This is a genomic window from Halopseudomonas sp. (assembly GCF_038130085.1).
In the GTDB taxonomy this organism is placed as follows: domain Bacteria; phylum Pseudomonadota; class Gammaproteobacteria; order Pseudomonadales; family Pseudomonadaceae; genus Halopseudomonas.
The window spans coordinates 78,237-104,206 of the sequence record NZ_JAYPMU010000014.1 but is presented as its reverse complement, the minus strand read 5'-3'; the positions used below and the strand labels follow the sequence as shown (position 1 = coordinate 104,206).

The window sequence follows — 25,970 nt, the reverse complement described above, 5'->3', positions numbered from 1 at the left end:
CTCAGTTGATCGGCGCGGGTGATGCGCAAATCTGATTTGATCAGCGTTTCCCTAACTCCAGCTCCCCGCGATTCTCATACCGCCCCCAACCGACCCAGCCGTCCCAGTTTTCTTCCTCTGGCGTACGCACCCGTGCAATGCCTAGCGTCGCCATGACGGCATCGTAAAAACGCACCGCCCGCGGCAGGTTGTTAGTGCCCAGTGTGATGTAGGTAAACATGGCCCACTCGCAGCGCAGAAATCTGTCTACCAGCATAGTCAGCCGAGTGCTAATCGGTCATTTTTTAGACATCAATGGATCATTTCGCTATCATGCGCAGCTGCTGAACTTTCAGCCCATCACTTTGATCGTTGCACTTTTGCCAATGATCGACGCTTTTTTTCGCCGTTCAATCCAGTTTATCGGCTTACTTTCATGCACGCGCACTGCCTGTCAGCAGCTTGCCCGATGCGACCTATTGCTTTTGACAAGAAAGATACAGACGATCCGCTATGCCAAATTCAAATCTTCTCGCCGTAACTTCGATTACCCCCGACAGTTTCGACATCGACCAACTCCGCCACCAGCGGTTTAAGGTCTACACCGCCAAGCAGCTGGACCAGATTCCGCAACTTCAGCAGCTCAGCGCAGAGCAACGCTTTGAAATGCAGGTAGTCGCCAGCGTACTGCCGTTCCGCGTCAACCAATACGTCATCGACGAGCTGATCGATTGGCAGCAGGTCCCAGCCGACCCGATGTTTCAGCTCACCTTCCCGCAACGCGGCATGCTCAAGCCCGAACACTACGAGCGGGTTGCCGATGCCATGCGCAACGACGTCGGGGCAGCCGAACTGAAAACGCTGATCAGCGAGGTCCGTGCCGAGCTGAACCCCCACCCGGCAGGCCAGCTGGAGCACAACATCCCGATGCTCGACGGCCAGGTGGTCGAGGGCCTGCAGCACAAGTACCGCGAGACCGTGCTGTTCTTCCCCAGCTCCGGCCAGGTCTGCCACAGCTACTGCACCTTCTGCTTCCGCTGGGCGCAGTTTGTCGGCGACAAGGATCTGAAGATTGCAGCGCGCGAGTCCAACCAGCTGCAGGACTACCTGCGCGCCCACCCGGAAGTGACCGACGTACTGGTCACCGGGGGCGATCCGATGGTGATGAAGACCCGCAACCTGCGCGCCTATCTGGAACCGCTGCTCAGCGACGAGTTCGCCCACGTGCGCACCATTCGCATTGGCACCAAGGCCCTGACCTTCTGGCCGCAGCGCTTCGTCAGCGACGACGATGCCGAGGACCTGCTGGCCCTGTTCGGCGAAATTCAGGCCGCAGGCAAGCATCTGGCGATCATGGCGCACTACAACCACTGGAAGGAGCTGGAGCCGGAGATCGCCCGCGAGGCAATCCGCCGCATCCGTCAAACCGGTGCGCAGATTCGCGCCCAAGGCCCCCTGCTCGCCCACATCAACGACGACGCCAGTGTTTGGGCTCGCCTCTGGCAGACCCAGGTCGAGCTCGGCATCATCCCTTACTACATGTTCGTTGAGCGCGACACCGGGGCCCGCCATTACTTCGAGGTGCCACTGGTAAAGGCCTGGGAAATTTACCGCGATGCCATGCAACAGGTGTCGGGCATCGCCCGGACCGCGCGTGGCCCGTCGATGAGCTCGCACCCGGGCAAGGTCGAGATTCAGGGCGTCACCGAGATCAATGGCGAGAAAGTCATCGCCCTGCGCATGATTCAGGGTCGCAACCCGGACTGGGTACAACGTCCGTTCTTTGCCAAGTACGACGAGCAGGCCACCTGGCTCAACCACCTGCAACCGGCATTCGGCGAAGAACGCTTCTTTTTCGACGACTAACCCCACGACGCCCGGTGGTTCAGCACATCGCCGGGCTCTTTTATAATGCGCGCCTCATCCCTGAGGCGCCGTATGAAACCGCAACTGATTCCTGCAGCCGACATTGACCGGCTAGACACCTGGCAGAAGTACCGCAAAGGCCTGTGCGACAGCTGCAACGCCAGCTGCTGCACGCTGCCAGTGGAAGTCCGCATTGACGACTTGATCAGGTTGGGGCTGGTGGACGAATTTGAGCGCGAAGAACCGCTCAAACAGATCGCCAAGCGCTTGCAACGCGAAGGCGTGGTGGAACGCTTCCACCAGACAAGCAGCATTTTCACCCTCAGCCGCATGAGCAACGATGACTGCCTGTTCCTGGACACCCGCAGCCGCCGCTGCACCGTCTACGACAAACGCCCCACAACCTGCCGCAACCATCCTCAGATAGGACCGCGTCCCGGCTACTGCGCCTACCGCCCGAGACCCTGACACGCAGGCATAAAAAAGGCGCCGACCCGATGGGGGGCCGACGCCTGCTCCTTAAACCGGGAACTTAGTACGGGCAGTTGCCGCGATAATCAGAGATATCACGATCGGAGGTGTGGTTCGGGCCACACAGGAACTGCTTGTAGCGAGCATCCTCGTCGAGGTGCAGCTTCATCCAGGACACACCGAAGCGGCTCAGCACGTCGTTATAGATGCTGCCGCCGTTACCGCAGTAGTGGCTGCCACCATCGATCTCAACAAACGCCTTGTCATAGCTGGACGGCAGTGCGTTGTAGAACGGCGAAGCGTGCTGGTACACCGGCGCAATGACGTCCGACTCACAGGCAAAGATCAGGGTCGGTGCCTGAGCGCGACGCGCGTAGTAGCTGGTGGTATCCCACGGCGCCAGCGGAATGGCAGCCTTGATGCGACCTTGGCTGGCAACGCGAATGGTACCGCCACCGCCCATCGACCAGCCGATCACGCCGAGGCGATCGGTGTCGATCATGCCGCGAACCGGGCTGCCGCTGCGGGTGTTTTGTTCAATCAGGTAGTCCAGCGCGTTGTTGATCTGGGTTGCACGGCTCGGCGGCTGGTCAAAGCCGGAGTTGGTGTCGATGGTCATGACCACAAAGCCGTAGGACGCCAGCTTCGGGCCCCACCAGTCAATCGAGGACTCGGCAGAGACAAAGCCGGGAATCACGACAACCGCACCCATGGTGCCGGTAGTGCCTGTCGGGTAGTAGATGGTGCCGCCGCCAAAGCCGCTGACCAGGCTGGAGACGCGCTCATCGTTAACACTGTACTGACCACGATCGGCTTCAAGGAAGCTGACAGTCGGATCCGGACCGCGCTGATAGCTGGAACCGCCACCATCACCCGGATCAGTTGGCGGCGGGTTGTTGGCGAGAGCAGACATCGAAAACAGCAGCGCGCCAGCGCCGCAAATGGACAGAATGCCTTTTTTGCTGAATGGCATGGGTAAGACCTCCATGAATCGTGCGTGGTTTTTGTTGTTGGTACTTCACGATCCGGCATGCGCCGTTCGGACCTCGGGTTGCCTGAGCGCAACTCTAGCGCCCTCCCCGACCAACACCAGCACCCATTCAGGTGACCTGCCCACAAATCCACCCTTTCGGGCGATGGCTGACACTTCAGCCTGCAACTAATCTCCATTCTGCAATAGACGAACCCCGACGCCAGCCGAGCGGACCTCAGGTTGCCACCTCACATGCTGGCCTGCGCCAACGTCGATCAGGGGTCTTGTAAAGACTCCCGGACCGACTCGATTTCGTCGAACAGCCCCGCCATGATCTCCACGCCTGCGGGATCAAAATGCTTGCCTGACTGCTCCAGAATGTACGCCTGCGTCTTTTCTGCACTCCAGCCCTGCTTGTAGGGGCGCGAGCTGCGCAACGCATCATAGACATCGCAGAGAGCGACGATACGCGCCGAAATCGGTATTTCTTCGCCCTTCAGGCCCGCTGGGTAGCCACTGCCATCCCACTTCTCGTGATGATTCAGGGCAATTTCTGCCGCTAGCTCCAGCAAGGATGAGCGCCCACTATCCGCGAGAATATCGTGACCGATGCGCGAGTGCTGCTTCATGATCTCGAACTCGTCTGCCGTCAGCTTGCCCGGTTTGAGTAGAATCTCGTCCGGTATCCCGATCTTGCCGACATCATGCATGGGCGCCGCCAACCTCATCAGTTCCACCCAGGTTGCCGGCGCACCGACCTCGCGCGCAATCAGTGCCGCGGTTTCACCGATACGCATGATGTGATTGCCGGTTTCGTTGTCCTTGTAGTCCGCGGCCCGGGCCAACGCTCTAATGACCGCCTGATAGCTGTCGCGCAGCCGCGCGGTGCGCTCCTGAACCCGTATTTCCAGGGTTTCACGCTCCTGCTGCAACAACCGGTGAGCAAAACTCAACTCCAGACAATTGCGCACCCGCAGCAGCAGCTCGGGCAAATCAACCGGCTTGGTCAGGTAGTCATTACCGCCCAGATCCAGACCACGGCGCCGACTTACCGCATCTCCCAGAGCAGTCACCAGAATGATCTGCTGCGCGCTGCGATCGCGATCACGCAGCGCCTCCAAAATGGCGAAGCCATCGGGCGCGGGCATATCAAGATCCAGCAACAGCAGATCCCAGTTGTGTTCCTGCAGCCAGTTCAAGCCTTCAGCCGAATTGCTGAAGCCGCGTACCTGGCCAAGCCCCATCGTGCGCAGACTCGATTCCAGCAGCCGCAGGTTCGCGACGACATCGTCGATGACGACCACGGTCGCCCGTCGCAAGATATTACTGAGCATTACTCCTCCCCCGTTCCCAACAGCGCATGCACCAGCGCTCTCAGCTCGTCGCTATCTAGCGGTTTGCGGACCAAGCCCTGACACTCGCTCACCAGCTCATGCAGCTGCGCCGAATGCACCGAGCTGACCATCAACAATACCGGCAGCTCCCTGCCTGGTACTTGCTGACGCAGCCGCCGCAGCATCTGCACACTCGACTCATCGATGGCCGCTTCATCCAGCAGCAGCAGCTCCGGGGGTCGATCTGCAGCCTGTTCAACCAACTTTCCCGCGCGCCCGACCTGAACCAAGGCCTCATCAGTCAACAGCGCACGGACCTGGTCTATCAGGTCTGCGTCATCACTAAGGCAATAGATCACCGGCTGACCGGTACGAACCTTTGCCTTGATAGGCGTCAGCGGCAGCGCCACCCAAAACCGACTGCCAACACCAGGTTCACTGTGCAGGCCGATCTCGCCGCCCATGGCTCGGGTGTACTCGCGACAGATGGACAGGCCAATACCGGTACCCTGAATGGCGGTATTCTCACGCCCAAGGCGCTGGAAAGGCTCGAAAAGTAGTGCCTGATCCTCACCCTTGATGCCCATACCGGTATCTTCCACCACCAATCGCAGCCACTCGCCATGGATCTCGCTATAGAGTCGTACGGTACCGCCGACGCTGTTGTACTTCTTGGCGTTCGACAGCAGATTGATCATGACCTGTCGCAACCTGCGCGGATCGGCCATAACCGTTAGCCCCTTCGGCGCGGGCAACACCTCAAACCACAACCCCTGTTCCTTGATCTGCAAGCGCACCATCTCGGCACTCTCATTCATGATCTGGCCGACATCGGTTGGCACCAGCTCCACTCGTCGGGCATCAACCTGGATCGCCGACCAGTCGAGAATATCGCTCAACAGGGTGTTTAGATGCCGACTGGCCAGCAAAATCTCGTCGACATACTCCGACGGCTCACCCTTCTCCTGGCTATCCATCTCCATCAACTGGGCGAAACCGAGAATCGCGTTCAGCGGTGTGCGCAGTTCATGGCTCATACTGGAGATGAAACGCGCCTTCGCCAGATTGGCGGTCTCGGCTTCTCGGGTGGCCAAGCGCAGATCACTTTCGATGTGCTTGAGTTCATCAATATCGACGTGGGTACCGGCCAGCAGCGCAACCTTGCCCGTGTCGGGGTCGTGCTCGAGCACCCGCCCGCGACTCAGCAACCAGTGATAAACCCCCTGCTTGTCGGCAAACCGAAACTCAGCAGCGTAGTGGGCCCCTGAGCGCAACGCCGACTGCTCGGCGTTCAGGACTCTGGCCCGGTCATCTGGGTGAATGTGGGCGCGGAACTGCTCCAGCGCAATCAGCCCTCGCGGTAGCCCAAACCGCTCGCTAAACCGACCGCGCAGTTCTATCTGATCTGCATCAACGCGCCATTCCCAGATACTCTCGGTGGTGCTGTCGAGTACCAGCTCAATACGCTGCTGAGCACGCTGATTGAGCGCTTGGCTCTGCTCCAACTGCAGGCCGATTTCATGGGTGTGCTGAGCCATACCGTCCAGCTCGGCGATATCTGAGCGCACCCGCACTGGGCGCCAACGCTCGGCACCAATATCACTCATCATCCGAGAGATACCCTCAATTGGAGCCAGCAGCCGCCGACTCAAACCACGCGCCCTGATCCAAAGGAAGGCAAAGAACACCATATAAAATGCGACTAGCCCTGCAATCAGCAGCATGCCGATGCGGCGGTAGTGGTCCGCCATTTCGTTCGTTCGCGCGAACAGCTGCTCCTCGTCGACAACCGTCAGCAACTTCCAGCCCGTCTGTTCCACCGCCGTCCAGCCAACCAGCATCGCCTTGCCCTTGAGCATCAACTGCTGCACACCGTTGTCGCGGGCCTCCAGCACGCCAGCCAGATGCTCGGTTTCAGACCGCCTACTCAGGTTGAAGTCATCCGGCTTGAAGATTTCCTGCCGAATTGCGTCCTGGTAGGAATGGGTAGTCAGCTCACGCAGGCCGAAGTCCCGCTCGGCCGGAGCAGGCATAGCCATGATGTTGAGATCCTGGCTGACCAGCATTGCGTAACCATTCCAGGAGACCGGCAGGCTGTTGATCTCGGTCAGAATCCCGTCAACGGTGACATCAATGCCGACCACACCCTCAAGGAAGTCGCCGCGATACACCGGCGCAATCGCTGACATCATCCAGCCTTGGCCGGCCGGATCCAGATAGACGTCGGTCCAGACCACACCCCGACTGGGGTTGTGTTCTGCGTCAGCAAGGTAATAGAAGTTGTAGTCGGGGATCACCATTTCATGCGGATACTGCTCCGCAGTGGCAAACCAGGGGTAAATGTGGTTATAGCTATCCCAGCTGTTGAAATACACGCTGGCGATCAGCGGATTGCTGTGCTGCAACTCACGCATGACCGGATCGAGCGTTGCCATGCGCCTGATCTTGTCCAGATCCTGCCGCGATTCCGGGGTGGCGCCAGAATAGAAGAACGCGCTACCGCCAAGATCATCGGGGCTATAGATGACGCCGCTTGGCGTGCGTGCGGTCGCAACCTCCGGCAGCACCTGCGGCTCGGTCAAGGCCGCAGCAACGAGGTTTCGATAACCGTTAGTCAGTGCGGCTACCTGCTCCAGCCGCGCGTTGATTACCCGTGCCTCCAGCTTTGCAGCACCACTGAGTTCGGCCAACGCCGTCTGCCGCAGATAGTCGGTTTGCTCATCGCGAATAGCCGCGTTGCTGAACAGGTAGATAGCAATCAGCGCCGCCTCTACCAACACCAGCGGCACCAGCGCACTGCGAATAAACGCGCGCCAGATCCACTGTTGCAGGCCGATGTGCCGGTTTTCACCCATTATTATTATCCCCGAACAAGGCATGCCGGAAGGCATTTGATATCAATATGATATCACACGGATTATTCAGAACGCCCCTCTCACACGTTAGCCATTGGTCACCTATACCGCCAACCCCGACTTTCGGACATAAAAAAACCCGCGCCGGATTCCCGGGCGGGTTTTTTTTAGTTCGACGCAGCTCAGTTCTTGCTGGCGCGCTTGCGATCAGTCTCGCTGAGCAGCTTCTTGCGCAGACGAATCGACTTGGGCGTTACCTCAACCAGTTCGTCGTCATCGATGAACTCAAGAGCCTGTTCCAGGGTGAACTTGACCGGCGGTACCAGCTGGATGGTCTCATCCTTGCCGGAAGCACGCATGTTGTCGAGCTTCTTGCCCTTGGTCGGGTTGATGACCAGGTCGTTGTCGCGGCTATGAATACCGGCCAGCTGACCTTCATAGATTTCCTGACCAGGCTCCAGGAACAGCTTGCCGCGATCCTGCAGGGTTTCCAGCGAGTAGGTCAGCGCCTTGCCGGTCGCCATGGAGACCAGTACACCGTTCTGACGATGACCAACCTCACCCTGCTTGACCGGCCCGTAGTGGCTGAAGGTACTGGTGATGATGCCGGTACCCGAGGTCATGGTCAGGAAGCTGTTACGGAAGCCGATCAGGCCTCGCGCCGGAACAACGTACTCGAGACGCAGGCGGCCCTTGCCATCCGGAACCATGTTGCCCAGGTCGCCTTTACGCAGACCCATCTGCTCCATGATAGGACCCTGATGCTGCTCTTCGATGTCGATGGTGACGTTCTCGTACGGCTCCTGTTTCTCGCCGTCGATTTCCTTGATCACTACCTCAGGACGGGAAATACCCAGCTCGAAGCCTTCACGACGCATGGTTTCGATCAGTACCGACAGGTGCAGCTCGCCACGACCGGAAACCTTGAACTTGTCAGCGCTGTCGCCTTCTTCAACGCGCAGAGCGACGTTGTGCAGCAGCTCCTTCTCCAGACGCTCCTTGATGTTGCGGCTGGTGACGAACTTGCCTTCCTTGCCGGCGAACGGCGAGTCGTTGACCTGGAAGGTCATGCTCACGGTCGGCTCATCAACGGTCAGGGCCGGCATGGCTTCGACGTTCTGCTGATCGCACAGGGTGTCGGAGATGAACAGCGGATCGAAGCCGCTGATGCAGACGATGTCGCCCGCCTGTGCTTCTTCAACTTCAACGCGCTGCAGACCGTGGTGACCCATGATCTTCAGGATACGGCCGTTGCGCTTCTTGCCACTGGCGTCGATGGAGGTGACCGGCGTGTTGGTTTTGACCTTACCGCGACGGATACGGCCGATACCGATTACACCCAGAAAGCTGTTGTAGTCCAGGGCAGAGATCTGCATCTGGAACGGACCGTCGAGGTCAACGTCAGGGGACGGGACGCGATCGACGATGGTCTGGAACAGCGGAGTCAGGTCCTCGGACATTTCTTCCGGATCCATGCCGGCGATACCGTTGATCGCGGAGGCATAAACGAACGGGAAGTCCAGCTGCTCATCGGTCGCACCCAGGCTGTCAAACAGATCGAAGACCTGATCGATAACCCAGTCAGGGCGTGCGCCCGGACGGTCAATTTTGTTCACTACAACGATCGGACGCAGGCCGGCCTGGAAGGCCTTCTGGGTTACGAAACGGGTCTGCGGCATCGGGCCGTCAACCGCATCAACCAGCAGCAGTACCGAGTCAACCATGGACATAACGCGCTCAACCTCGCCACCGAAGTCTGCGTGGCCGGGGGTGTCAACGATGTTGATGTTGTAGCCGTTCCACTTGATGGCGGTGTTCTTCGCCAGAATGGTAATGCCGCGTTCCTTTTCCTGGTCGTTGGAATCCATGATCCGCTCGGAATCCAGTTCCTTACGATCCAGGGTACCGGACTGACGCAGCAGGGCATCGACCAGCGTGGTTTTACCGTGGTCAACGTGCGCGATGATGGCGATATTGCGGAGATTCTCGATCACTGTGAGCGTCCTGGGTGATGCGGCGACAGCCGGCATACTGAAAAAAAGAGGGGGGCATTATACAGACCCAAAGGTGACAATGGGTGTTTTTTGTTCAAAACACCCCGCCATTACTTCAATTGCGCCGAGCAGAACCGCAGCTCGGCAAAGCTATTTAGCGCTTGCTGCTGCCGACCGGACGCAGCACACGCACGTTGCCGTGACCTTCATCGAGCAGATACTGGGCATGCAACTGGCTCATCACGCCTTTTTCGCAATACAGCAGATAAGCACGAGACGGATCCAGTTCGGCAAAGCGGCTGTTAAGGGTATAGAAAGGAATTGATTGCACTTCCACCCCCTCCAACTGCAACGGGCGCAGCTCCTGTTCATCCGGGTGGCGGATGTCGATCACGATCTGGCCCGTCAGCGCCTGCTCGACAATCTCGACCGGCGAACCGCCCTCCATCATTTCGCCCAGCTCGCTGCATTCGCTGTAGACGGCATTCTCAACCGCCTGCGACAGCACCTCGAAATCGAACTCGGCCTCGGCCGCCTCAACCCGCGCCACCGTGGTGCGAATCGCCGGACTAACGGAGATCACCCCGCAGTACTCGGGCATGCTGCTGGAAAACTCCAGCGTGCCGATACGCCGCGCAACATCAATGATGTCCAGCTTGCTGGTGGTAATCAGCGGGCGAATGACCAGGCGCTCGGCAACCTTGTCGATCACACTCAGGTTCGGCAGGGTCTGGCTGGCAACTTGGGCAATCGCCTCACCGGTAACCAGCGCATCAATACCCAGACGATAGGCCACGCGGTCTGCCGCACGCAGCATCATGCGCTTGAGCACCACGCCCATCTGGCTGTTTTCGACGTTCTGCAGAATCTCGGCAACGACGCCCTCAAACGGCACACTGACAAAGCGCAGGCGATGACTGGTCGCGTAACGCTCCCACAGATAATGGGCGACCTGACGCACACCCAGCTCATGGGCACGGCCACCCAGATTGAAGAATACAAAGTGCGGCAGCAGACCCCGCTGGAGCATCTGATAACTCGCCACGGTGGAGTCAAAGCCACCGGACAGCAAACTAAGCACCGGCTCCATGGTCCCCAGCGGGAAGCCACCCATCCCCTCGTGGCGCGCCTGGATCAGATAAATCTTCTGATCACGGATCTCGACGTGCACTTCCACTTCAGGATCTTTCAGCGACACGCCCGCTGCGCCGCAGCGCCTGTTGAGTGCGCTACCCACTTTGATCGCGACATCCTGCGAGGAGAACGGATGAGTGCCCACGCGCTTGCAGCGCACCGCGAAGGTTTTGCCGTGCAGCTGCTCGCCAACGTTGGTCACACAGAGTTCGATCAATTCATCGATGGTGCCGAGCGGATACTCGTGCACCTCGAAGCAATGCGAAATGCCCGGCGTGTTGCGCAACCGCTCGATACAGCGCTGCTGCAACGCTGGGTCAGGCCCCAGATTGACTTCAAGACTGTCCCAGTTGCCGTTGACCCGGGCTTGCGGATCGACCGCCGACAGCACCTTTTTCAAATTGCCCTTCAATTGGGCAATGAAACGCTTGCGAACCTGGCGGCTCTTGATGGTAATTTCCGGGAAAAATTTGATGATCAGTTTCATGGGGCTGGCATATCGTGCGCAAAGCGCTGCATTATACGCGCAGCAGGCGCCCGGCGCTCGGCTAACTGCCGGGCGGGCAATGCACCAACTTGGCGCACAAACATCGTTCATTGCACCAACAAGGTGCTCCAGAATGGTGCGCACCACCAGGTTTCAGTGCAAGAGGCGCCAAACACGGGGCTTACAGCCAATGCTCCGAAATGGCACACCTTTTGCTCACTTGTAATGCAACCGAGCAGCGGCTCAACCGCTGGACGTTATATTGAGGCGCCAGACCGGCTGTCTGGCAAACGATTCCTTTTGGAGGAAACCATGTCGAAAGCGATGCAACTGATCAACGAGCATGACGTGAAGTGGGTAGACCTGCGCTTCACCGATACCAAGGGCAAACAGCAGCACGTCACCATGCCGGCCCGTGATGTCAACGAAGACTTCTTCGAAGACGGCAAGATGTTCGACGGCTCCTCGATTGCCGGCTGGAAAGGCATCGAAGCGTCCGACATGATCCTCATGCCCGATGACAGCACTGCGGTTCTGGATCCGTTCACCGAAGAGCCGACCCTGATCATCGTCTGCGACATCATCGAGCCCTCCACCATGCAGGGCTACGAGCGCGACCCGCGCGGCATCGCCAAGCGCGCTGAAGAGTACCTGAAGTCCACCGGTATCGGTGACACCGTATTCGTTGGCCCGGAGCCGGAATTCTTCGTATTCGACGAAGTGAAGTTCAAGTCCGACATCTCCGGCTCCATGTTCAAGATCTTCTCCGAACAGGCTTCCTGGAACACTGACGGCGACTTCGAGACTGGCAACAAAGGCCACCGTCCGGGCGTCAAAGGTGGTTACTTCCCGGTTCCGCCGGTCGATCACGACCACGAAATCCGTACTGCCATGTGTAACGCCATGGAAGAAATGGGCCTGACCATCGAAGTTCACCACCACGAAGTGGCAACTGCTGGCCAGAACGAAATCGGCGTACTGTTCAACACCCTGGTGAAGAAAGCCGACGAAGTACAGACCCTGAAGTACTGCGTACACAACGTTGCTGACGCGTTCGGCAAAACTGCTACCTTCATGCCGAAGCCGCTGTACGGTGACAACGGTTCCGGTATGCACGTTCACATGTCCATCTCCAAGGACGGCACCAACACCTTCGCTGGCGAAGGTTACTCCGGCCTGTCTGACACCGCCCTGTACTTCATCGGCGGTATCATCAAGCACGGTAAGGCGCTGAACGCGTTCACCAACCCGTCTACCAACTCCTACAAGCGTCTGGTTCCGGGCTTCGAAGCACCGGTCATGCTGGCCTACTCCGCCCGCAACCGCTCTGCCTCGATCCGTATTCCGTACGTTTCCAGCCCGAAAGCACGCCGCATCGAAGCTCGCTTCCCTGATCCGGCTGCCAACCCCTACCTGTGCTTTGCAGCACTGCTGATGGCGGGTCTGGACGGTATCCAGAACAAGATCCACCCTGGCGATGCAGCCGACAAGAACCTGTACGATCTGCCGCCGGAAGAGTCCGCACAGATCCCGCAGGTTTGCGGCAGCCTGAAGGAAGCGCTGGAGTCCCTGGACGCTGGCCGCGAGTTCCTGACCAAGGGCGACGTGTTCACCAACGAATTCATCGACGCTTACATCGAGCTCAAGAGCGCCGAAGAAATCAAGGTTCGCACCTTCGTTCACCCGCTGGAATACGACCTGTACTACAGCGTCTGATCCAGAGACAGGCAACTGTCACCCCAAAAAGGGCGCCCAGTCGGGCGCCCTTTTTTTACGCCCGTCGCAGATACGGATCAGGGTAGTTGCCAGCCCTCGCCGACGGTGCCAGCATGCGCATATGTCTCAAGGAGAGTACGAAAATGCCGCGCACGCTTATCTTTGCCCTCTGCAGCGCACTGATCTTCTGCCAAGGTGTCAGCGCCGAGATCTACACATGGACGGATGCGGACGGAAATACCGTCTACTCGGACAAGCCGTCCCCCAACGCCCAGCGCATTGAGGTCAGCACCCCCAACTCGATGGAGCCTCCGCGACCTACTCCTTCGTACAACCAGAACAGCAGCCAGGCGGATACCTCAAGCTCGACTCAGAGCCGCTACCGCCGGGTGGAAATCACCAGCCCCGCCAACGACAGCGCCGTGCGCGCCAACGACGGCAATATCACCCTCAGCGTCGCCATTGATCCGCCACTGCGCAGCGGCGCCTTGCTGCGTGCACGGGTTGACGGCACCCTCGGCGCCCAAGCCCTGCCCGGCGCGGGCCAGACCCAGGCCAACCTGACCCTGCCAAACCTGGATCGGGGGTCGCACCAGATTGAAGCAGTGATTACCGATACCCGCGGCAAGGAAATCGGCGCAAGCAGTCCGATTACCGTGCATGTGCAACGCACTTCGCTTAATCAGCCCGGCCGACTCAATAGCGCCAATCAGGCACCCCGCGCGCCTGCCGCGCCCACTGCTCCGAACGTACCTGCGCCACCGGCCAGCGCACCCTGACCAATACGCCCTTCCCGCGCCAATGACGAGCGCACCACTTCGGTGCATACTCGCAATTGGCGACTCCAATTCGCGCACCGTTCCAATGCGCTCGACCACACCAGGTCGAGCGCCCGCCGTATCGCACACCGGTCATTAATCAGGGGTTGGCAGTAAAGCAGCCCAGCATTAGCAGGGGCTGTGCGCGTTCTTGAGCAGTCCGGTGGCAGCCGGTCACAGAAACGGGCAAGTGATTCCCGCCATTACCCGGAATGCGCCCCGAATTGGTTCGCTTCTTGCATTTCCCTGCCCAAACAACGGATATAGCCATGCTGCCAGACCGATTTCTACGCCAGATTCTCGACAACCTGACCACCGCAGTGCTGCTGCTGGACAGCGACCTGCGCCTGAGCTTTATGAACCCGGCGGCGGAGATGCTGCTGGCGGTCAGTGGCCAGCGGGTCTATCAGCAGCGCGTGCAGGATCTGTTTACCGATACCGCCGCGGCGCTCGACTCACTGCATAACGCAGTCGAGAACGGCCACCCCTTCACCAAGCGCGAAGCACAGCTGACGCTCAGTAACGGCCAGAGCATGATGGCCGACTACTCGGTGACCCCGATCATCGCGGCCAATCGCAGCTGGTTGCTGATGGAGCTGTATCCGCGTGACCGTCTGCTGCGCATCACCAAGGAAGAGGCACAGCTGTCCAAGCAGGAAGTCACCAAGGTGCTGGTACGCGGCCTGGCCCACGAGATCAAAAATCCACTTGGCGGCATCCGCGGCGCAGCACAACTGCTGGCGCGCGAATTGCCGGAAGACGGCCTGAAGGATTACACCGACGTCATCATTGAAGAGGCTGACCGGCTGCGCAATTTGGTCGACAGCATGCTCGGCCCCTACCGCCCGCCAGCCCTGCGACCGATCAATATTCACGAGATTACCGAGCGGGTCTGCAGCCTGATCGAGGCCGAAACCCAGGGCGCACTGCACATCAAGCGCGACTACGACCCCAGCATTCCCGATGTCCAGGCCGATCGCGAGCAGTTAATCCAGGCCCTGCTGAACATCGTCCGCAACGCCATGCAGGCAATCGCCTCGGCGGCGCCGCTGGAAGAAGGCCAGATCACCCTGCGCACCCGCACGCTGCGCCAGTTCACCATTGGCCAGACCCGCTACCGGCTGGTCTGCCGTGTTGAAGTGATCGACAACGGCCCAGGCATCCCGGCCGACATCGTCGAAAGCATCTTCTACCCGATGGTCAGTGGGCGCGCCGACGGCACCGGCCTCGGGCTGTCGATCACCCAGAACATCATCAGCCAGCATCAGGGCCTGATCGAATGCGACAGCGTTCCGGGACAAACCACCTTTACCCTGTTCCTGCCACTGGAACAGGAGGGAGCGGACTAACATGCCCCGCCCCCACGACGACACGAGCGCCGCCCATGTGGCAGCCCGACTTTTAGCATCCTTGCCTTTGCGCAATGCCTCAACTGCCTGCCGGTGAAACCGGAACTGGAGAACTGTTTTATGACCCGCTCACAGAATCGTGCCGAGAACGTCTGGATCGTTGATGACGATCGTTCCATCCGCTGGGTACTGGAGAAGGCCCTGCAGCAGGAAGGCATGGAGCCGGTCGCCTTCGACAGCGCCGACGCCGCACTGGCGCGTTTGCAGCGCCAGCACCCGGATGTGCTGATCAGCGACATCCGCATGCCGGGCACCAGTGGCCTGGAGCTGCTTGCGACCGTACGCGAGCGCTATCCGAAACTGCCGGTCATCATCATGACCGCGCATTCCGACCTCGACAGCGCGGTGGCGTCCTACCAGGGCGGCGCGTTTGAATACCTGCCCAAGCCATTCGACGTCGACGAGGCCGTTGCCCTGGTGCGCCGCGCCCTGGCTCATACCCACGAGCAGGAAGCTCAGGACGAAGAAACCCTGCAGACCCGCACACCGGAAATCATCGGTGAAGCACCGGCCATGCAGGAAGTCTTCCGCGCCATTGGTCGCCTGTCCCACTCCAACATCACCGTGCTGATCAACGGCGAATCGGGTACCGGTAAAGAACTGGTTGCCCACGCACTGCACCGTCACAGCCCGCGCTCGCACAACCCGTTCATTGCGCTGAACATGGCGGCGATTCCGAAGGATCTGATGGAGTCGGAGCTGTTCGGTCACGAAAAAGGCGCCTTCACCGGCGCCGCCGTGCAACGCCGCGGCCGCTTTGAGCAGGCCGACGGCGGCACCCTGTTTCTCGACGAGATCGGCGACATGCCGGCCGAGACCCAGACCCGATTGCTGCGGGTACTGGCCGATGGCGAGTTCTACCGGGTTGGTGGTCACACCCCCATCAAGGTCGACGTGCGCATCATTGCCGCGACCCACCAGAACCTCGAAGGCCTGGTGCAGGCCGGCAAGTTCCGTGAGGACTTGTTCCACCGCCTCAACGTCATCCGTATCCATATTCCCAAGCTGGCCGAACGCCGCGAAGACATCCCGGCACTGGCCCAGCACTTCCTGGCCCGCGCGGCTCAGGAACTGGCCGTCGAGCCCAAGACCCTGAAGCCCCAGACCCAGGACTATCTGCGCAACCTGCCGTGGCCCGGTAACGTGCGCCAGCTGGAGAACACCTGCCGCTGGATCACCGTCATGGCCTCCAGCCGCGAAGTGCTGATCGAGGACTTGCCCCCGGAACTGCTCACTCAGCACCAGGACAGTGCGCCGGATGGGCATTGGGAGCACGGATTGCGCACGTGGGCCGACCAGGAACTGGCCCGCGGCGTCACCAACCTGCTCGATATTGCGGTACCCGCATTCGAGCGCATCATGATCGAAACAGCCCTCAAGCATACTGCCGGCAGACGCCGCGATGCCGCGCAGCTACTGGGCTGGGGCCGCAATACCCTGACCCGCAAGATCAAGGAACTGGGCATGAATGTCGACGGTTCCGACGACGATGAAAGCGAATAAAGTACACCCAGAGACAAACTGGCACGCTTGATGCTAAATGACTAATGGGTGTATTTGGGGTGACCTCGGTTCAGGCAGGCTGGGGTCGCCTTTTTTTTCGCCCCTACTTCTTCGGGCACCCTGACGTGACACACCTTGCAGCAACTGCCGGCGCCCTGCACACTGGCGCCTTTCTCAGCTGCGCACCCTGCCCATGTTTCATATCGCCCTGCTCGAACCCGAAATCCCGCCGAACACCGGCAACATCATCCGCCTGTGCGCCAATACCGGCTGCCAGCTACACCTGATCGAGCCGCTGGGCTTCGAGCTGGATGACAAGCGCCTGCGCCGCGCTGGGCTGGACTACCACGAGTTTGCTGCGGTGCGCAGCTACCCGGACCTGGCCAGCTGCCTGGAGCAGGTGCAACCGAACCGGGTGTTCGCCTTGAGCACCAAGGGCACCCGCTGGTTCAGCGAACCCGAGTATCAGGCGGGCGACCTGTTTCTGTTTGGGCCGGAGAGCCGCGGCCTGCCGGTCGAGGTGCGCGAGTCGCTACCAGCGGATCAGGTGCTGCGTATTCCGATGCAGGCCAGCAGCCGCAGCCTGAACCTCTCTAACAGCGCCGCGATTCTGATCTATGAAGCCTGGCGCCAGCAGGGCTATCAGGGCGCCAGCTGATGCTGCAACGCAAAAGCCCCGCACAGGCGACCTGTGCGGGGCTTTTTTTGCCGCAGGGATTGATCAGCGGGTCTTAACGACGACCTTGCCAACCGCCTGACGGGTGCTGAGGATGTTCAGCGCAGCTTCATACTCATTCAGCTCGAAGGTCTTGGAGACCAGCGGCTTGAGCTTGCCTTCACTGTACCAGCGGAACATTTCCTGGAAGTTCTCCAGATTGACCTGCGGCTCGCGCGCGGCAAAGGCCCCCCAGAACACGCCGACAATGGACGAGCCTTTCAGCAGCGCCAGGTTGATCGGGAATTCCGGAATACGACCGCTGGCGAAGCCAACGACCAGCAGACGACCTTTCCAGTTGATGCAGCGCACAGCTTCGTCGAACAGGTCACCACCGACCGGATCGTAGATCACGTCGGCGCCTTGGCCGTTGGTCAGTTCCTTGACCGCGTCCTTCAGGCTGACTTCGCTGTAGTTGATCAGCTCATCGGCACCTGCCGCCTTGGCAACTTCCAGCTTCTCGGCGCTGGAGGCAGCGGCGATGACGCGTGCGCCCATGGCCTTGCCCAGTTCAACAGCAGCCAGGCCTACCCCACCGGACGCACCCAAAACCAGCAGGGTCTCGCCCGGCTTCAGTTCACCACGCTGCTTCAGCGCGTGCATGGAGGTGCCATAGGTCATGCTGAAACCGGCAGCGGTAACGAAGTCCATATCGGCCGGCATCGGCAGTACGCGCATGGCGTCGGTCGCGACCTTCTCGGCAAAGCTGCCGAAGCCGGTCAGGCCCATGACTCGATCACCGACTTTCAGGTGTTTGACGTTCTCGCCAACGCTGGCAACCACGCCAGCCGCTTCGCCGCCCGGAGAGAACGGGAACGGCGGCTTGACCTGATACTTGCCTTCGATGATCAGGGTGTCGGGGAAGTTGACGCCGGCAGCGTGGATGTCGATGACGACTTCGTTTTTCTTGGCAACCGGATCGGCAGTCTCTTCCAGCACCAGACTGCTGGCAGGACCGTAGGCTTTGCACAGTACCGCTTTCATTGTTGTCTCCTTGGCTAAAGCTGAGCAATGGCGACAGTCTAGACGTGAACCCGGCTAGAGGGTCAATGACCATGCCCCGAGGTGATAGGTTCGCATAAGACCGGAGGCACGCGATATTTGGCTGCAGCGAGCCCCTCAGCTATCCTGTGCGGACATTTATGGAGTTCCATCCCGATGCATTGCAAACCCCTCTACTCTCTGCTGCTGGCGCTGACGCTGGTGGCCTCCCCGGTTTTGGCCCAGGAAGATGCGGCCGCCCCCACTACCCAGTACGTTGAACTCAAGCCATCGTTCGTCGGCACGCTGGGCAACGGCCCGCGCATTCAGTATCTGAAGGCCGACGTGGCCCTGCGCACCGACGATGCCGCGGCAGTCGAGCGCATCCGCTACCACGACGCCTTGATCCGCAACGCGCTGGTGTTTCTGTTCAGCGAACAACTGCCGGAGAACCTGAGTTCACTGGAAGGCAAGGAAGCACTGCGCGCCAGCGCGCTGGCCGCAGTACAGAAGGTGCTGGAAGAGGAAGAAGGCGATCCGCTGGTCGATGACCTGCTGTTCACCAATCTGATCGTGCAGTAACGACGGCGGGGGTGTTCACCCCCCGCTTCTCAGGCTTGCTGGCTCAGATAGCGATCCACGAAGGTATCGAAATCGATGTCATCCGCCGCTTCAATCGCCGCCTGATCCGCCAATGACGCTGCGGCCTCAGCCGCCATGCGCATCTGCGTTTCGCTGTCCAGCGAGCGGGTTCGGAAGTACGCGCTGTGCTCTTCTGACTGCACCAGAGCAAAGCGGAAGAAACTGTCGCCCTGTTCGGCGATCGCCGCCAGTACCCTTGCCGACGGCGTCAACGATGCATCCTTGAGCTTGGCGCGCTGCACTGTCACAGAGTCGACAAACGCCGAATCGCCCTGCGACTGGTCCAGCAGCTCGGCGCAAGCGGCGATCCCATCCAGCAGAGACTCGCCCCAGCTCACCAGGCTGCGCTTGCTGCCGTTATCGCTCAGCAGCAGGCCTGGCTCGCGGCCGCGCTTGACCGCCAGACTGAAATTACTCGCCGCCTGCTCGCATTCGCTGTCGCTCAACTCGGGACTGTCGCTGATAGCGCAGAACAGCAGGAAGCTGTCGAGGAAGTGAGCCGTCGCCGGCTCAATCCCGAGCGGTACGAACGGATCGATATCCAGACAGCGCACTTCAATGTACTCGACCCCGCGCTCACGCAGCGCATGAACCGGCTTCTCGCCACTGTTTGCGACCCGCTTGGGACGGATCGGGCTGTAGAACTCGTTTTCGATCTGCAGCAGGTTGGTATTGAGCTGCTGCCACTGGCCGCTGGCATCATGGGTACCCAGCGCGGCGTAGGGCGCATACGGCAGACTGATCGCGTCCAGCATGCTGTTGATGTAGTTATCGAGGCTGTTGTAGCAGACGTTCAGGCCGGACTGAGCGTTGTTGTTGTAGCCCAGATCACTCATCCGCAGGCTGGTTGCCCAAGGCAGGTAGAGGCTTTGCTCACCGAGCGGCTGCAGACGATGGTCCCGACCCTGCAGGAAACTGGCGCAGACCGCCGGGGACGCACCAAACAGGTACATCAGCAGCCAGGCATAGCGACGGAAGTTGCGGATCAGCGCAAAATAGCGCTCCGATTGATACGCCTGCGCGCTGCGGGTATCCCCCTCATGTGCCTGCAACACCTGCCACAGTTGTGGCGGCAGCGAGAAGTTGTAGTGAATACCGGCAATGCACTGCATGGCCTTGCCGTAACGCACCGCCAGGCCGCGCCGGTAAACATACTTAAGAGTGCCGATATTCGAGGTGCCGTACCGGGCGATCGGGATCTCCTCATCGGTGGCCGGCAGGCGACAGGGCATGGACTCGGTCCACAGTCGCTCCTCCCCCAGCTCGCTGTAGGTAAAGCGATGGATCTCGTCCAGCTGGCCAAACAGATCCTCGATACGCTTTCGCACCGGGGTGATCAGCTCCAGCAGCGCCTCGGAGTAGTCTGTGGTGATCCGCGGGTGCGTCAATGCCGAACCCAAGGCCAGCGGATGCGGCGTCTGCGCCAGCGTGCCGTCGGCGGAAATACGCAGACTTTCCTTCTCGATACCGTGCTGACAGTCGGACAGCAGCGCGCGGTTCGCGGGTGTCGCCAGCAGAGCCAGGCGTTCACGGAGCAGTGGTGACAAGGCGTCACTCCTTAGGCAGAGGGTCGACGCACACCGCCGACCCGTTAGATCAGTATAGAAAGGCTGCTGGGGCTCGCTCAGATGCGGGCAAAGGTGCCCAGGCACTTGGCAACCAGAGCGCCATCCTGCCACACCTCACCATCGACGACGATGGTGCGCGTACCGGCATGCATTACCTTGCCGGTACATTCCAGCACGCCGCCGGTGACCGCGCGGGTGTAGTTGATCTTGCACTCGATGGTCGCCGTGCTTTCGTGCGGCTCCAGCACACTGAACGCCGAAGCGCCCATGGCCGAATCAAGCAGGGTAAAGACCACCCCGCCATGCACCCGACCGGTGGAATTGAAGTGCTTGTCATCGATCGGCAGGCGCAGGGTGCACACACCCCGCTCGATGGCCGCGAACTCGATACCCACCAGCGCAGTGAAAGCGCTGCTGCGTTCGGCGGCAAACGCCGCCAGTGCCGGATGCAAATCGGTCATGGGGTCACTTCTTCTTCAGGTTCTTGGCGTTGGCAAACAGGTTGGCAAAGGTGCCACCGGCAGCCTCCGAGCGCGCATTGCTACCGCCCGAGTTACCGCGCGGTGCGCTCTGGCGACCGCGATTGCGCTCGCCCGGCTGCTGACGCTCGCTGGCTGGCTGAGGTTTGTCGTCCAGGCGCATGGTCAGGCTGATACGCTGACGCGGGATGTCCACCTCCAGCACCTTGACCTTGACGATGTCACCGGCCTTGACCACGTCACGCGGGTCCTTGACGAACTGGTGCGAGAGCATGGAGATGTGCACCAGACCGTCCTGATGCACACCGATGTCGACAAAAGCGCCGAAGTTGGCCACGTTGGTCACGACCCCTTCCAGGGTCATGCCCGGCTTGAGGTCCTTGAGGCTCTCAACGCCCTCCTGGAACTCGGCCGCCTTGAATTCGGGGCGCGGGTCGCGGCCCGGCTTGTCCAGTTCGCGCAGGATGTCGGTAATGGTCGGAATACCGAAGTGTTCGTCGGTGTAACGCGCCGGCTCCAGCTTGCGCAGGAAGGTGGAGTCTCCGATCAGGCCCCGAATATCGCGGCCGGTCTGTTCGGCAATGCGCTCGACCAGCGGGTAGGCCTCCGGGTGCACCGCCGAGGCGTCCAGCGGGTTGTCGCCGTTCATGACGCGCAGGAAGCCCGCCGCCTGTTCAAAGGTCTTCTCGCCGAGACGGCTGACCTTGAGCAGCTCGCGGCGATTGCGAAAGGCGCCGTTGCTATCACGGTAATCGACGATGTTCTGGGCGATGCTCGGGTTGAGACCCGAGACGCGGGTGAGCAGCGCAGCAGAGGCGGTGTTCAGATCGACGCCGACCGCGTTCACACAGTCCTCAACCACCGCATCCAGCCCGCGTGCCAGTTTCACTTGCGAGACGTCGTGCTGATACTGGCCGACACCAATGGCCTTGGGCTCAATCTTCACCAGTTCGGCCAGCGGGTCCTGCAGGCGACGGGCGATAGACACCGCACCGCGGTAGGTCACGTCCAGATCCGGAAATTCGCGGGCCGCCAGCTCGGAGGCCGAGTACACCGAGGCGCCCGCCTCGGAGACCATCACCTTCTGCATCTTCTGGCCACTGCACAGCTTGATCAGATCAGCCGCCAGCTTGTCGGTCTCGCGCGAGGCCGTGCCGTTGCCCACCGCAATCAGGTCAACCTGATGCTTGCTGCACAGCGCAGCCAGGGTCGCCAACGAGCGATCCCAATCGTTGCGCGGCGCATGCGGGAAAATCGTCGCGGTATCGAGCAACTTGCCGGTGGCATCGACCACCACCACCTTGACCCCAGTGCGCAGCCCCGGGTCGAGGCCCAGCGTTACCCGCGGGCCGGCCGGTGCCGACAGCAGCAGATCTTTCAGGTTGCTGGCGAACACGCGAATCGCCTCATCTTCAGCGGCCTCACGCAGCTCGCCGAGCAGTTCGGTTTCCAGATGACCGAGCAACTTGACCCGCCAGGTCCAGCGCACCACTTCGTTCAGCCAGCGATCCGCCGCGCGGCCCTGATTGCTGATGCCGACGGCTTCGCCGATCAGCGCTTCGCAGGGGTGCATGGCGCCCGGCGCCGGCTCGGCGTCACCCAGCTCGAGCGCAATACTCAGCACGCCTTCGTTGCGGCCACGCAGAATCGCCAGCGCGCGGTGCGAGGGCACCTTCTTCAGCGGCTCGTCGTATTCGAAATAGTCGGAAAACTTGGCGCCTTCCTGCTCCTTGCCCGCCACCACGCGGGATACCACCCGACCGTCATCACGCAGCGCACCGCGCAGACGTTCCAGCAGACTGGCGTTTTCGGCAAAGCGCTCCATCAGGATGTACTTGGCGCCATCCAGCGCGGCCTTGGTATCTGCCACGCCCTTGTCGGCGTCAACGTAGCCAGCAGCGGTGCTCTCCGGGTCGAGTTGCGGATCAGCAAACAGCGCATCAGCCAGCGGCTCCAGACCGGCCTCGATGGCGATCTGACCCTTGGTTCGGCGCTTGGGCTTGTAGGGTAGGTAAAGGTCTTCCAGTCGGGTCTTGGTGTCGGCTTCCCGAATGTCGCGCTCCAGCTCGGGGCTCAGCTTGCCCTGCTCGGCAATACTCGACAGCACCGCAGCACGGCGGTCTTCCAGTTCACGCAGATAGCGCAGACGCTCTTCGAGATAGCGCAGCTGGGTATCGTCGAGACTGCCGGTTACTTCCTTGCGGTAACGGGCAATAAACGGGACGCTGGCGCCCTCGTCCAGCAGACTGACGGTAGCGGCGACCTGCTCGGGGCGAACAGACAGTTCGCTGGCGATGCGCGAGGCAATACTCTGCATGGGGAGACACTTCCACTCTTGGCTATAACAGGCCGGGCAGTATAACCGACAGATGCGCCCGTGGTCGGCCTTCATAAAGCGGCTGGATGACGGCGCCATAACAGGGTAAAAAGAAACCTCTTGTAACAATGGCCAGCCCTCAAGTTACGGGGGCTTGAGTCACAATGCAGGCTCACTCTTTTCGGTAGGTGGTACATGGCAGACGAAGGCGAAAAAATCCTGATTGTCGATGACGATGTGCGGTTGCGACGACTGCTTGAGCGCTTCCTTGGCGAGCAGGGCTACCGAGTCCGCGCGGTCGAGGACGTTGCGCAGATGGATCGCCTGCTGGCACGCGAGATCTACTCGTTGATCGTGCTCGACCTGATGCTGCCCGGCGAAGACGGCATGAGCGCCTGTGCGCGGCTGCGCGCCGAAGGCAACACCACGCCGATCATCATGCTGACCGCCAAAGGCGACGAGACCAGCCGCATTCAGGGGCTGGAGATCGGTGCCGACGACTACCTGCCCAAGCCGTTCAACCCGCGCGAGCTGGTTGCCCGCATGAAAGCGGTACTGCGCCGCCAGGCCCCTCAGGTGCCGGGCGCCCCGAGTGCGGACGACGATCAGGTCACCTTCGGCGAGTTCACCCTCAATCTGGCCACCCGTGAACTGACCCGCGGTGACGAAGTGAATATGCTGACCACCGGCGAGTTTGCGGTACTCAAGGCGCTGGTACGCCACCCGCGCGAGCCGCTGACCCGCGACAAGCTGATGCAACTGGCCCGTGGCCGCGAGTGGGATGCACTGGAACGCTCGATCGACGTACAGATTTCGCGTCTGCGCCGGATGCTGGAGCCCGATCCATCCAAGCCGCGCTACATCCAGACTGTCTGGGGCGTCGGCTACGTGTTCGTACCGGACGGTCAGAATACGTGAAGGGCGGACCCGGCTGGCACCCACTGCTGCCACGCAGTTTCTTTGGCCGCACCATCCTGCTGGTGCTGATCGTCACCCTGTTTTCGCAGGTGCTGACACTGATCTATCTGCTGAGCAACGAAGACCTGCTGGTTGATCGTCAGTACAGCCACGGCACCGCGATGCTGGTGCGCGCCTACTGGGCCAGTGGGCCGGAGGCCCGCCGCGATATCGAGGAGATGACCGGCATCCACATCATGGTGCCCGAACAGGTGCCACAGGGCGAAGTGCACTGGCCCTACTCCGGCATTTTCACCCATCAGCTGCGCGACGAGCTCGGCGACCAAACCGAAGTCCGAGTTCAGACCCAAGCCCAGCCGGCGGTCTGGATTCACCAGCCAATCTACGGCAATTACTGGCTGAAAGTGCCGCTCTACGCTCACCCCCTGCGCGGTCAGCGGGTCTGGCTGGTAGTTACCTGGCTGGTGCTGATTGGCATGCTTTCCACCGCCGCCGCCTGGCTGCTGGTACGCCAACTGAACCATCCGCTGAAGATGCTGGAGCGCGCCGCTCAGCGTATCGGTCGCGGCCAAAGTGTGCGGCTGCTCGACACCAGCGGGCCGTCGGAGATTTCCGAGGTGTACCGGGCGTTCAACCAGATGTCGCAGGACGTCGAACAGGCCAATCGGGACCGCACCATGTTGCTGGCCGGCGTGTCGCATGATCTGCGCACGCCACTCACTCGCATGCGGCTGTCATCCGAGTTGCTGTCGGATGCCGAACCCGAGCTGACTGACGGCATGATTCGCGATATCGAGGACATGGACGCCATCCTCGAACAGTTTATGAGCTACATCCGTGACGGCAGCGCCGAGCCGACCGAGGAAGGTGATATCAACGAGCTGATTCGTGAGGTAGTGGCGCCGTTGAACAGTAACGGCGAGGTCGTGCGGCTGTGTCTGGCCGAGGTGCCGCGCCTCACCTTCCGCCGCCTGTCACTCAAGCGCGTACTGATCAACCTGATCGACAACGCCCTGGTGCACGGTGGAACCGGCGTGGAAGTCTGCACTTACGTCAGTCGCGTGGGTGCTGAGCGGCAGCTGACTGTCAGCGTGCTGGACCGCGGCCCCGGCGTGGAGATTCTGGACAACGATGCCCTGTTCAGCCCCTTTATCCGCGGTGATCAGGCGCGTTCAACCAAGGGCACCGGGCTAGGGCTGGCCATCGTCAAGCGGATTACCGACAGCCACGGCGCGCAGGTGCAACTGCTCAATCGGGTCGGTGGCGGCACCGAGGCAAGACTGAGCTTTGCGCTGGGCGACTGAGGCCCAGCTCAGCTGGCCCGGCGTAGCAAGCCTGCCTGGTCCAGCGCCTGCTCCAGCGCCTGCAGGTCCGGGATCAACAGATCCTCTGGCTCGTCACTCAGGCTGACCTGCTGAAGCGTCCACTCCGTGGCGCTGGCGGTCGCCGTCACGTCTGCACGCTGCAACTTGCGTGAACGGGGAATGCCCCATACCCGCAGGGCGATGAAATGCACGCCGGGCGTGCCGCCAATGGCGTTAAGAATCAGGGTGCGTGGCTGAACGTCGGGCACGTCGGCGGCATCGCCCATCAAGAGATCAAGGTCGACCATCGGTACCTGCTGGTCGCGCCAGAGAGTCCAGCCAAGAAACCAATCGGGCCCCTGATTGGCAGCCTGACTCAGACGAAAGCCCACCAGCTCGGCAACCGCTACGTTCGGCAGCAGCAGCGACTGCTCGCGCAGCGGCACGATCAAGCCGTTCAGTGTCTCCAGCGCATCAGACGCCATGTACCCACTCCCTCATGATGAT

The 25,970-nt window shown here is 60.8% G+C and carries 21 protein-coding genes; 10 read left to right on the top strand and 11 right to left on the bottom strand.

The features are described 5' to 3' along the window. Positions 1-40 precede the first annotated feature (40 nt). The gene (locus tag AAFM31_RS12145) at positions 41-220 is read right to left on the bottom strand and encodes a hypothetical protein (protein WP_341708202.1); all 180 of its coding nucleotides are present in this window, start codon (positions 218-220) and stop codon (positions 41-43) included. 272 nt (positions 221-492) lie between these two features. Here AAFM31_RS12145 and AAFM31_RS12140 point away from each other — a divergent pair, with 272 nt between their 5' ends. Further along, complete coding sequence (locus AAFM31_RS12140; protein ID WP_341708201.1) at positions 493-1,845, top strand: lysine 2,3-aminomutase; 1,353 nt, start codon at positions 493-495, stop codon at positions 1,843-1,845. A 72-nt stretch (positions 1,846-1,917) separates the two neighbouring features. After that, positions 1,918-2,313, top strand: a complete 396-nt coding sequence (locus tag AAFM31_RS12135; protein ID WP_341708200.1) for a YkgJ family cysteine cluster protein — start codon at positions 1,918-1,920, stop codon at positions 2,311-2,313. A 64-nt stretch (positions 2,314-2,377) separates the two neighbouring features. Here the strand turns inward: AAFM31_RS12135 and AAFM31_RS12130 are convergent, their stop codons facing one another. The 5 genes from AAFM31_RS12130 to thiI form a co-directional block, all read right to left on the bottom strand. After that, entirely contained in the window at positions 2,378-3,289 is a 912-nt protein-coding gene (locus AAFM31_RS12130) for a dienelactone hydrolase family protein (RefSeq protein ID WP_341708199.1), read from the bottom strand. A 275-nt stretch (positions 3,290-3,564) separates the two neighbouring features. Continuing rightward, on the bottom strand, positions 3,565-4,623 hold the full coding sequence (locus AAFM31_RS12125; protein WP_341708198.1) for an HD domain-containing phosphohydrolase: 1,059 nt from the start codon (positions 4,621-4,623) through the stop codon (positions 3,565-3,567). Continuing rightward, positions 4,623-7,478: an ATP-binding protein gene (locus AAFM31_RS12120; RefSeq protein WP_341708197.1), complete on the bottom strand. Its 2,856-nt coding sequence runs from the start codon at positions 7,476-7,478 to the stop codon at positions 4,623-4,625. The genes AAFM31_RS12125 and AAFM31_RS12120 overlap by 1 nt, the downstream gene beginning before the upstream one ends. A gap of 182 nt (positions 7,479-7,660) precedes the next feature. Beyond that, the gene (gene typA / locus AAFM31_RS12115; RefSeq protein ID WP_341708196.1) at positions 7,661-9,472 is read right to left on the bottom strand and encodes a translational GTPase TypA; all 1,812 of its coding nucleotides are present in this window, start codon (positions 9,470-9,472) and stop codon (positions 7,661-7,663) included. A 154-nt stretch (positions 9,473-9,626) separates the two neighbouring features. Beyond that, positions 9,627-11,093, bottom strand: a complete 1,467-nt coding sequence (gene thiI / locus AAFM31_RS12110) for a tRNA uracil 4-sulfurtransferase ThiI (protein ID WP_341708195.1) — start codon at positions 11,091-11,093, stop codon at positions 9,627-9,629. Between the two features lie 312 nt (positions 11,094-11,405). Here thiI and glnA point away from each other — a divergent pair, with 312 nt between their 5' ends. The 5 genes from glnA to trmL all read left to right on the top strand — a co-directional run bounded on the left by glnA (position 11,406) and on the right by trmL (position 17,197). Beyond that, the gene (glnA, locus tag AAFM31_RS12105; protein WP_341708194.1) at positions 11,406-12,809 is read left to right on the top strand and encodes a glutamate--ammonia ligase; all 1,404 of its coding nucleotides are present in this window, start codon (positions 11,406-11,408) and stop codon (positions 12,807-12,809) included. A gap of 143 nt (positions 12,810-12,952) precedes the next feature. Beyond that, on the top strand, positions 12,953-13,588 hold the full coding sequence (locus AAFM31_RS12100; protein WP_341708193.1) for a DUF4124 domain-containing protein: 636 nt from the start codon (positions 12,953-12,955) through the stop codon (positions 13,586-13,588). Between the two features lie 308 nt (positions 13,589-13,896). Next, positions 13,897-14,976, top strand: a complete 1,080-nt coding sequence (glnL, locus tag AAFM31_RS12095) for a nitrogen regulation protein NR(II) (RefSeq protein WP_341708192.1) — start codon at positions 13,897-13,899, stop codon at positions 14,974-14,976. 120 nt (positions 14,977-15,096) lie between these two features. Further along, a complete protein-coding gene (gene ntrC / locus AAFM31_RS12090) occupies positions 15,097-16,539 on the top strand; it encodes a nitrogen regulation protein NR(I) (RefSeq protein WP_341708191.1) in 1,443 nt (480 codons plus the stop codon). 193 nt (positions 16,540-16,732) lie between these two features. Continuing rightward, a complete protein-coding gene (trmL, locus tag AAFM31_RS12085; RefSeq protein ID WP_341708190.1) occupies positions 16,733-17,197 on the top strand; it encodes a tRNA (uridine(34)/cytosine(34)/5-carboxymethylaminomethyluridine(34)-2'-O)-methyltransferase TrmL in 465 nt (154 codons plus the stop codon). Positions 17,198-17,260: 63 nt separating this feature from the next. Here the strand turns inward: trmL and AAFM31_RS12080 are convergent, their stop codons facing one another. Further along, a complete protein-coding gene (locus AAFM31_RS12080) occupies positions 17,261-18,238 on the bottom strand; it encodes an NADPH:quinone oxidoreductase family protein (protein WP_341708189.1) in 978 nt (325 codons plus the stop codon). A gap of 174 nt (positions 18,239-18,412) precedes the next feature. Here AAFM31_RS12080 and AAFM31_RS12075 point away from each other — a divergent pair, with 174 nt between their 5' ends. Beyond that, positions 18,413-18,817 (top strand): flagellar basal body-associated FliL family protein, encoded by a 405-nt coding sequence (locus AAFM31_RS12075; protein ID WP_341708188.1) that lies wholly within the window; start codon positions 18,413-18,415, stop codon positions 18,815-18,817. 29 nt (positions 18,818-18,846) lie between these two features. On the opposite strand, the gene gshA is transcribed toward AAFM31_RS12075, so the two are convergent. The 3 genes from gshA to AAFM31_RS12060 form a co-directional block, all read right to left on the bottom strand. Beyond that, positions 18,847-20,424 (bottom strand): glutamate--cysteine ligase, encoded by a 1,578-nt coding sequence (gshA, locus tag AAFM31_RS12070; protein WP_341708187.1) that lies wholly within the window; start codon positions 20,422-20,424, stop codon positions 18,847-18,849. 77 nt (positions 20,425-20,501) lie between these two features. Further along, the gene (locus AAFM31_RS12065) at positions 20,502-20,906 is read right to left on the bottom strand and encodes a PaaI family thioesterase (protein WP_341708186.1); all 405 of its coding nucleotides are present in this window, start codon (positions 20,904-20,906) and stop codon (positions 20,502-20,504) included. Positions 20,907-20,910: 4 nt separating this feature from the next. After that, positions 20,911-23,241 (bottom strand): Tex family protein, encoded by a 2,331-nt coding sequence (locus AAFM31_RS12060; protein WP_341708185.1) that lies wholly within the window; start codon positions 23,239-23,241, stop codon positions 20,911-20,913. A 195-nt stretch (positions 23,242-23,436) separates the two neighbouring features. On the opposite strand from AAFM31_RS12060, the gene ompR reads away from it, so the two are divergent. After that, entirely contained in the window at positions 23,437-24,159 is a 723-nt protein-coding gene (ompR, locus tag AAFM31_RS12055; protein WP_341708184.1) for a two-component system response regulator OmpR, read from the top strand. After that, positions 24,156-25,463, top strand: coding sequence for an ATP-binding protein (locus AAFM31_RS12050; protein WP_341708183.1), 1,308 nt, complete (start codon positions 24,156-24,158; stop codon positions 25,461-25,463). Before ompR ends, AAFM31_RS12050 begins: the two co-directional genes overlap by 4 nt. Positions 25,464-25,471: 8 nt before the next feature. On the opposite strand, the gene AAFM31_RS12045 is transcribed toward AAFM31_RS12050, so the two are convergent. Further along, positions 25,472-25,948, bottom strand: a complete 477-nt coding sequence (locus AAFM31_RS12045) for a chemotaxis protein CheW (protein WP_341708182.1) — start codon at positions 25,946-25,948, stop codon at positions 25,472-25,474. Between the last annotated feature and the right edge of the window lie 22 nt (positions 25,949-25,970).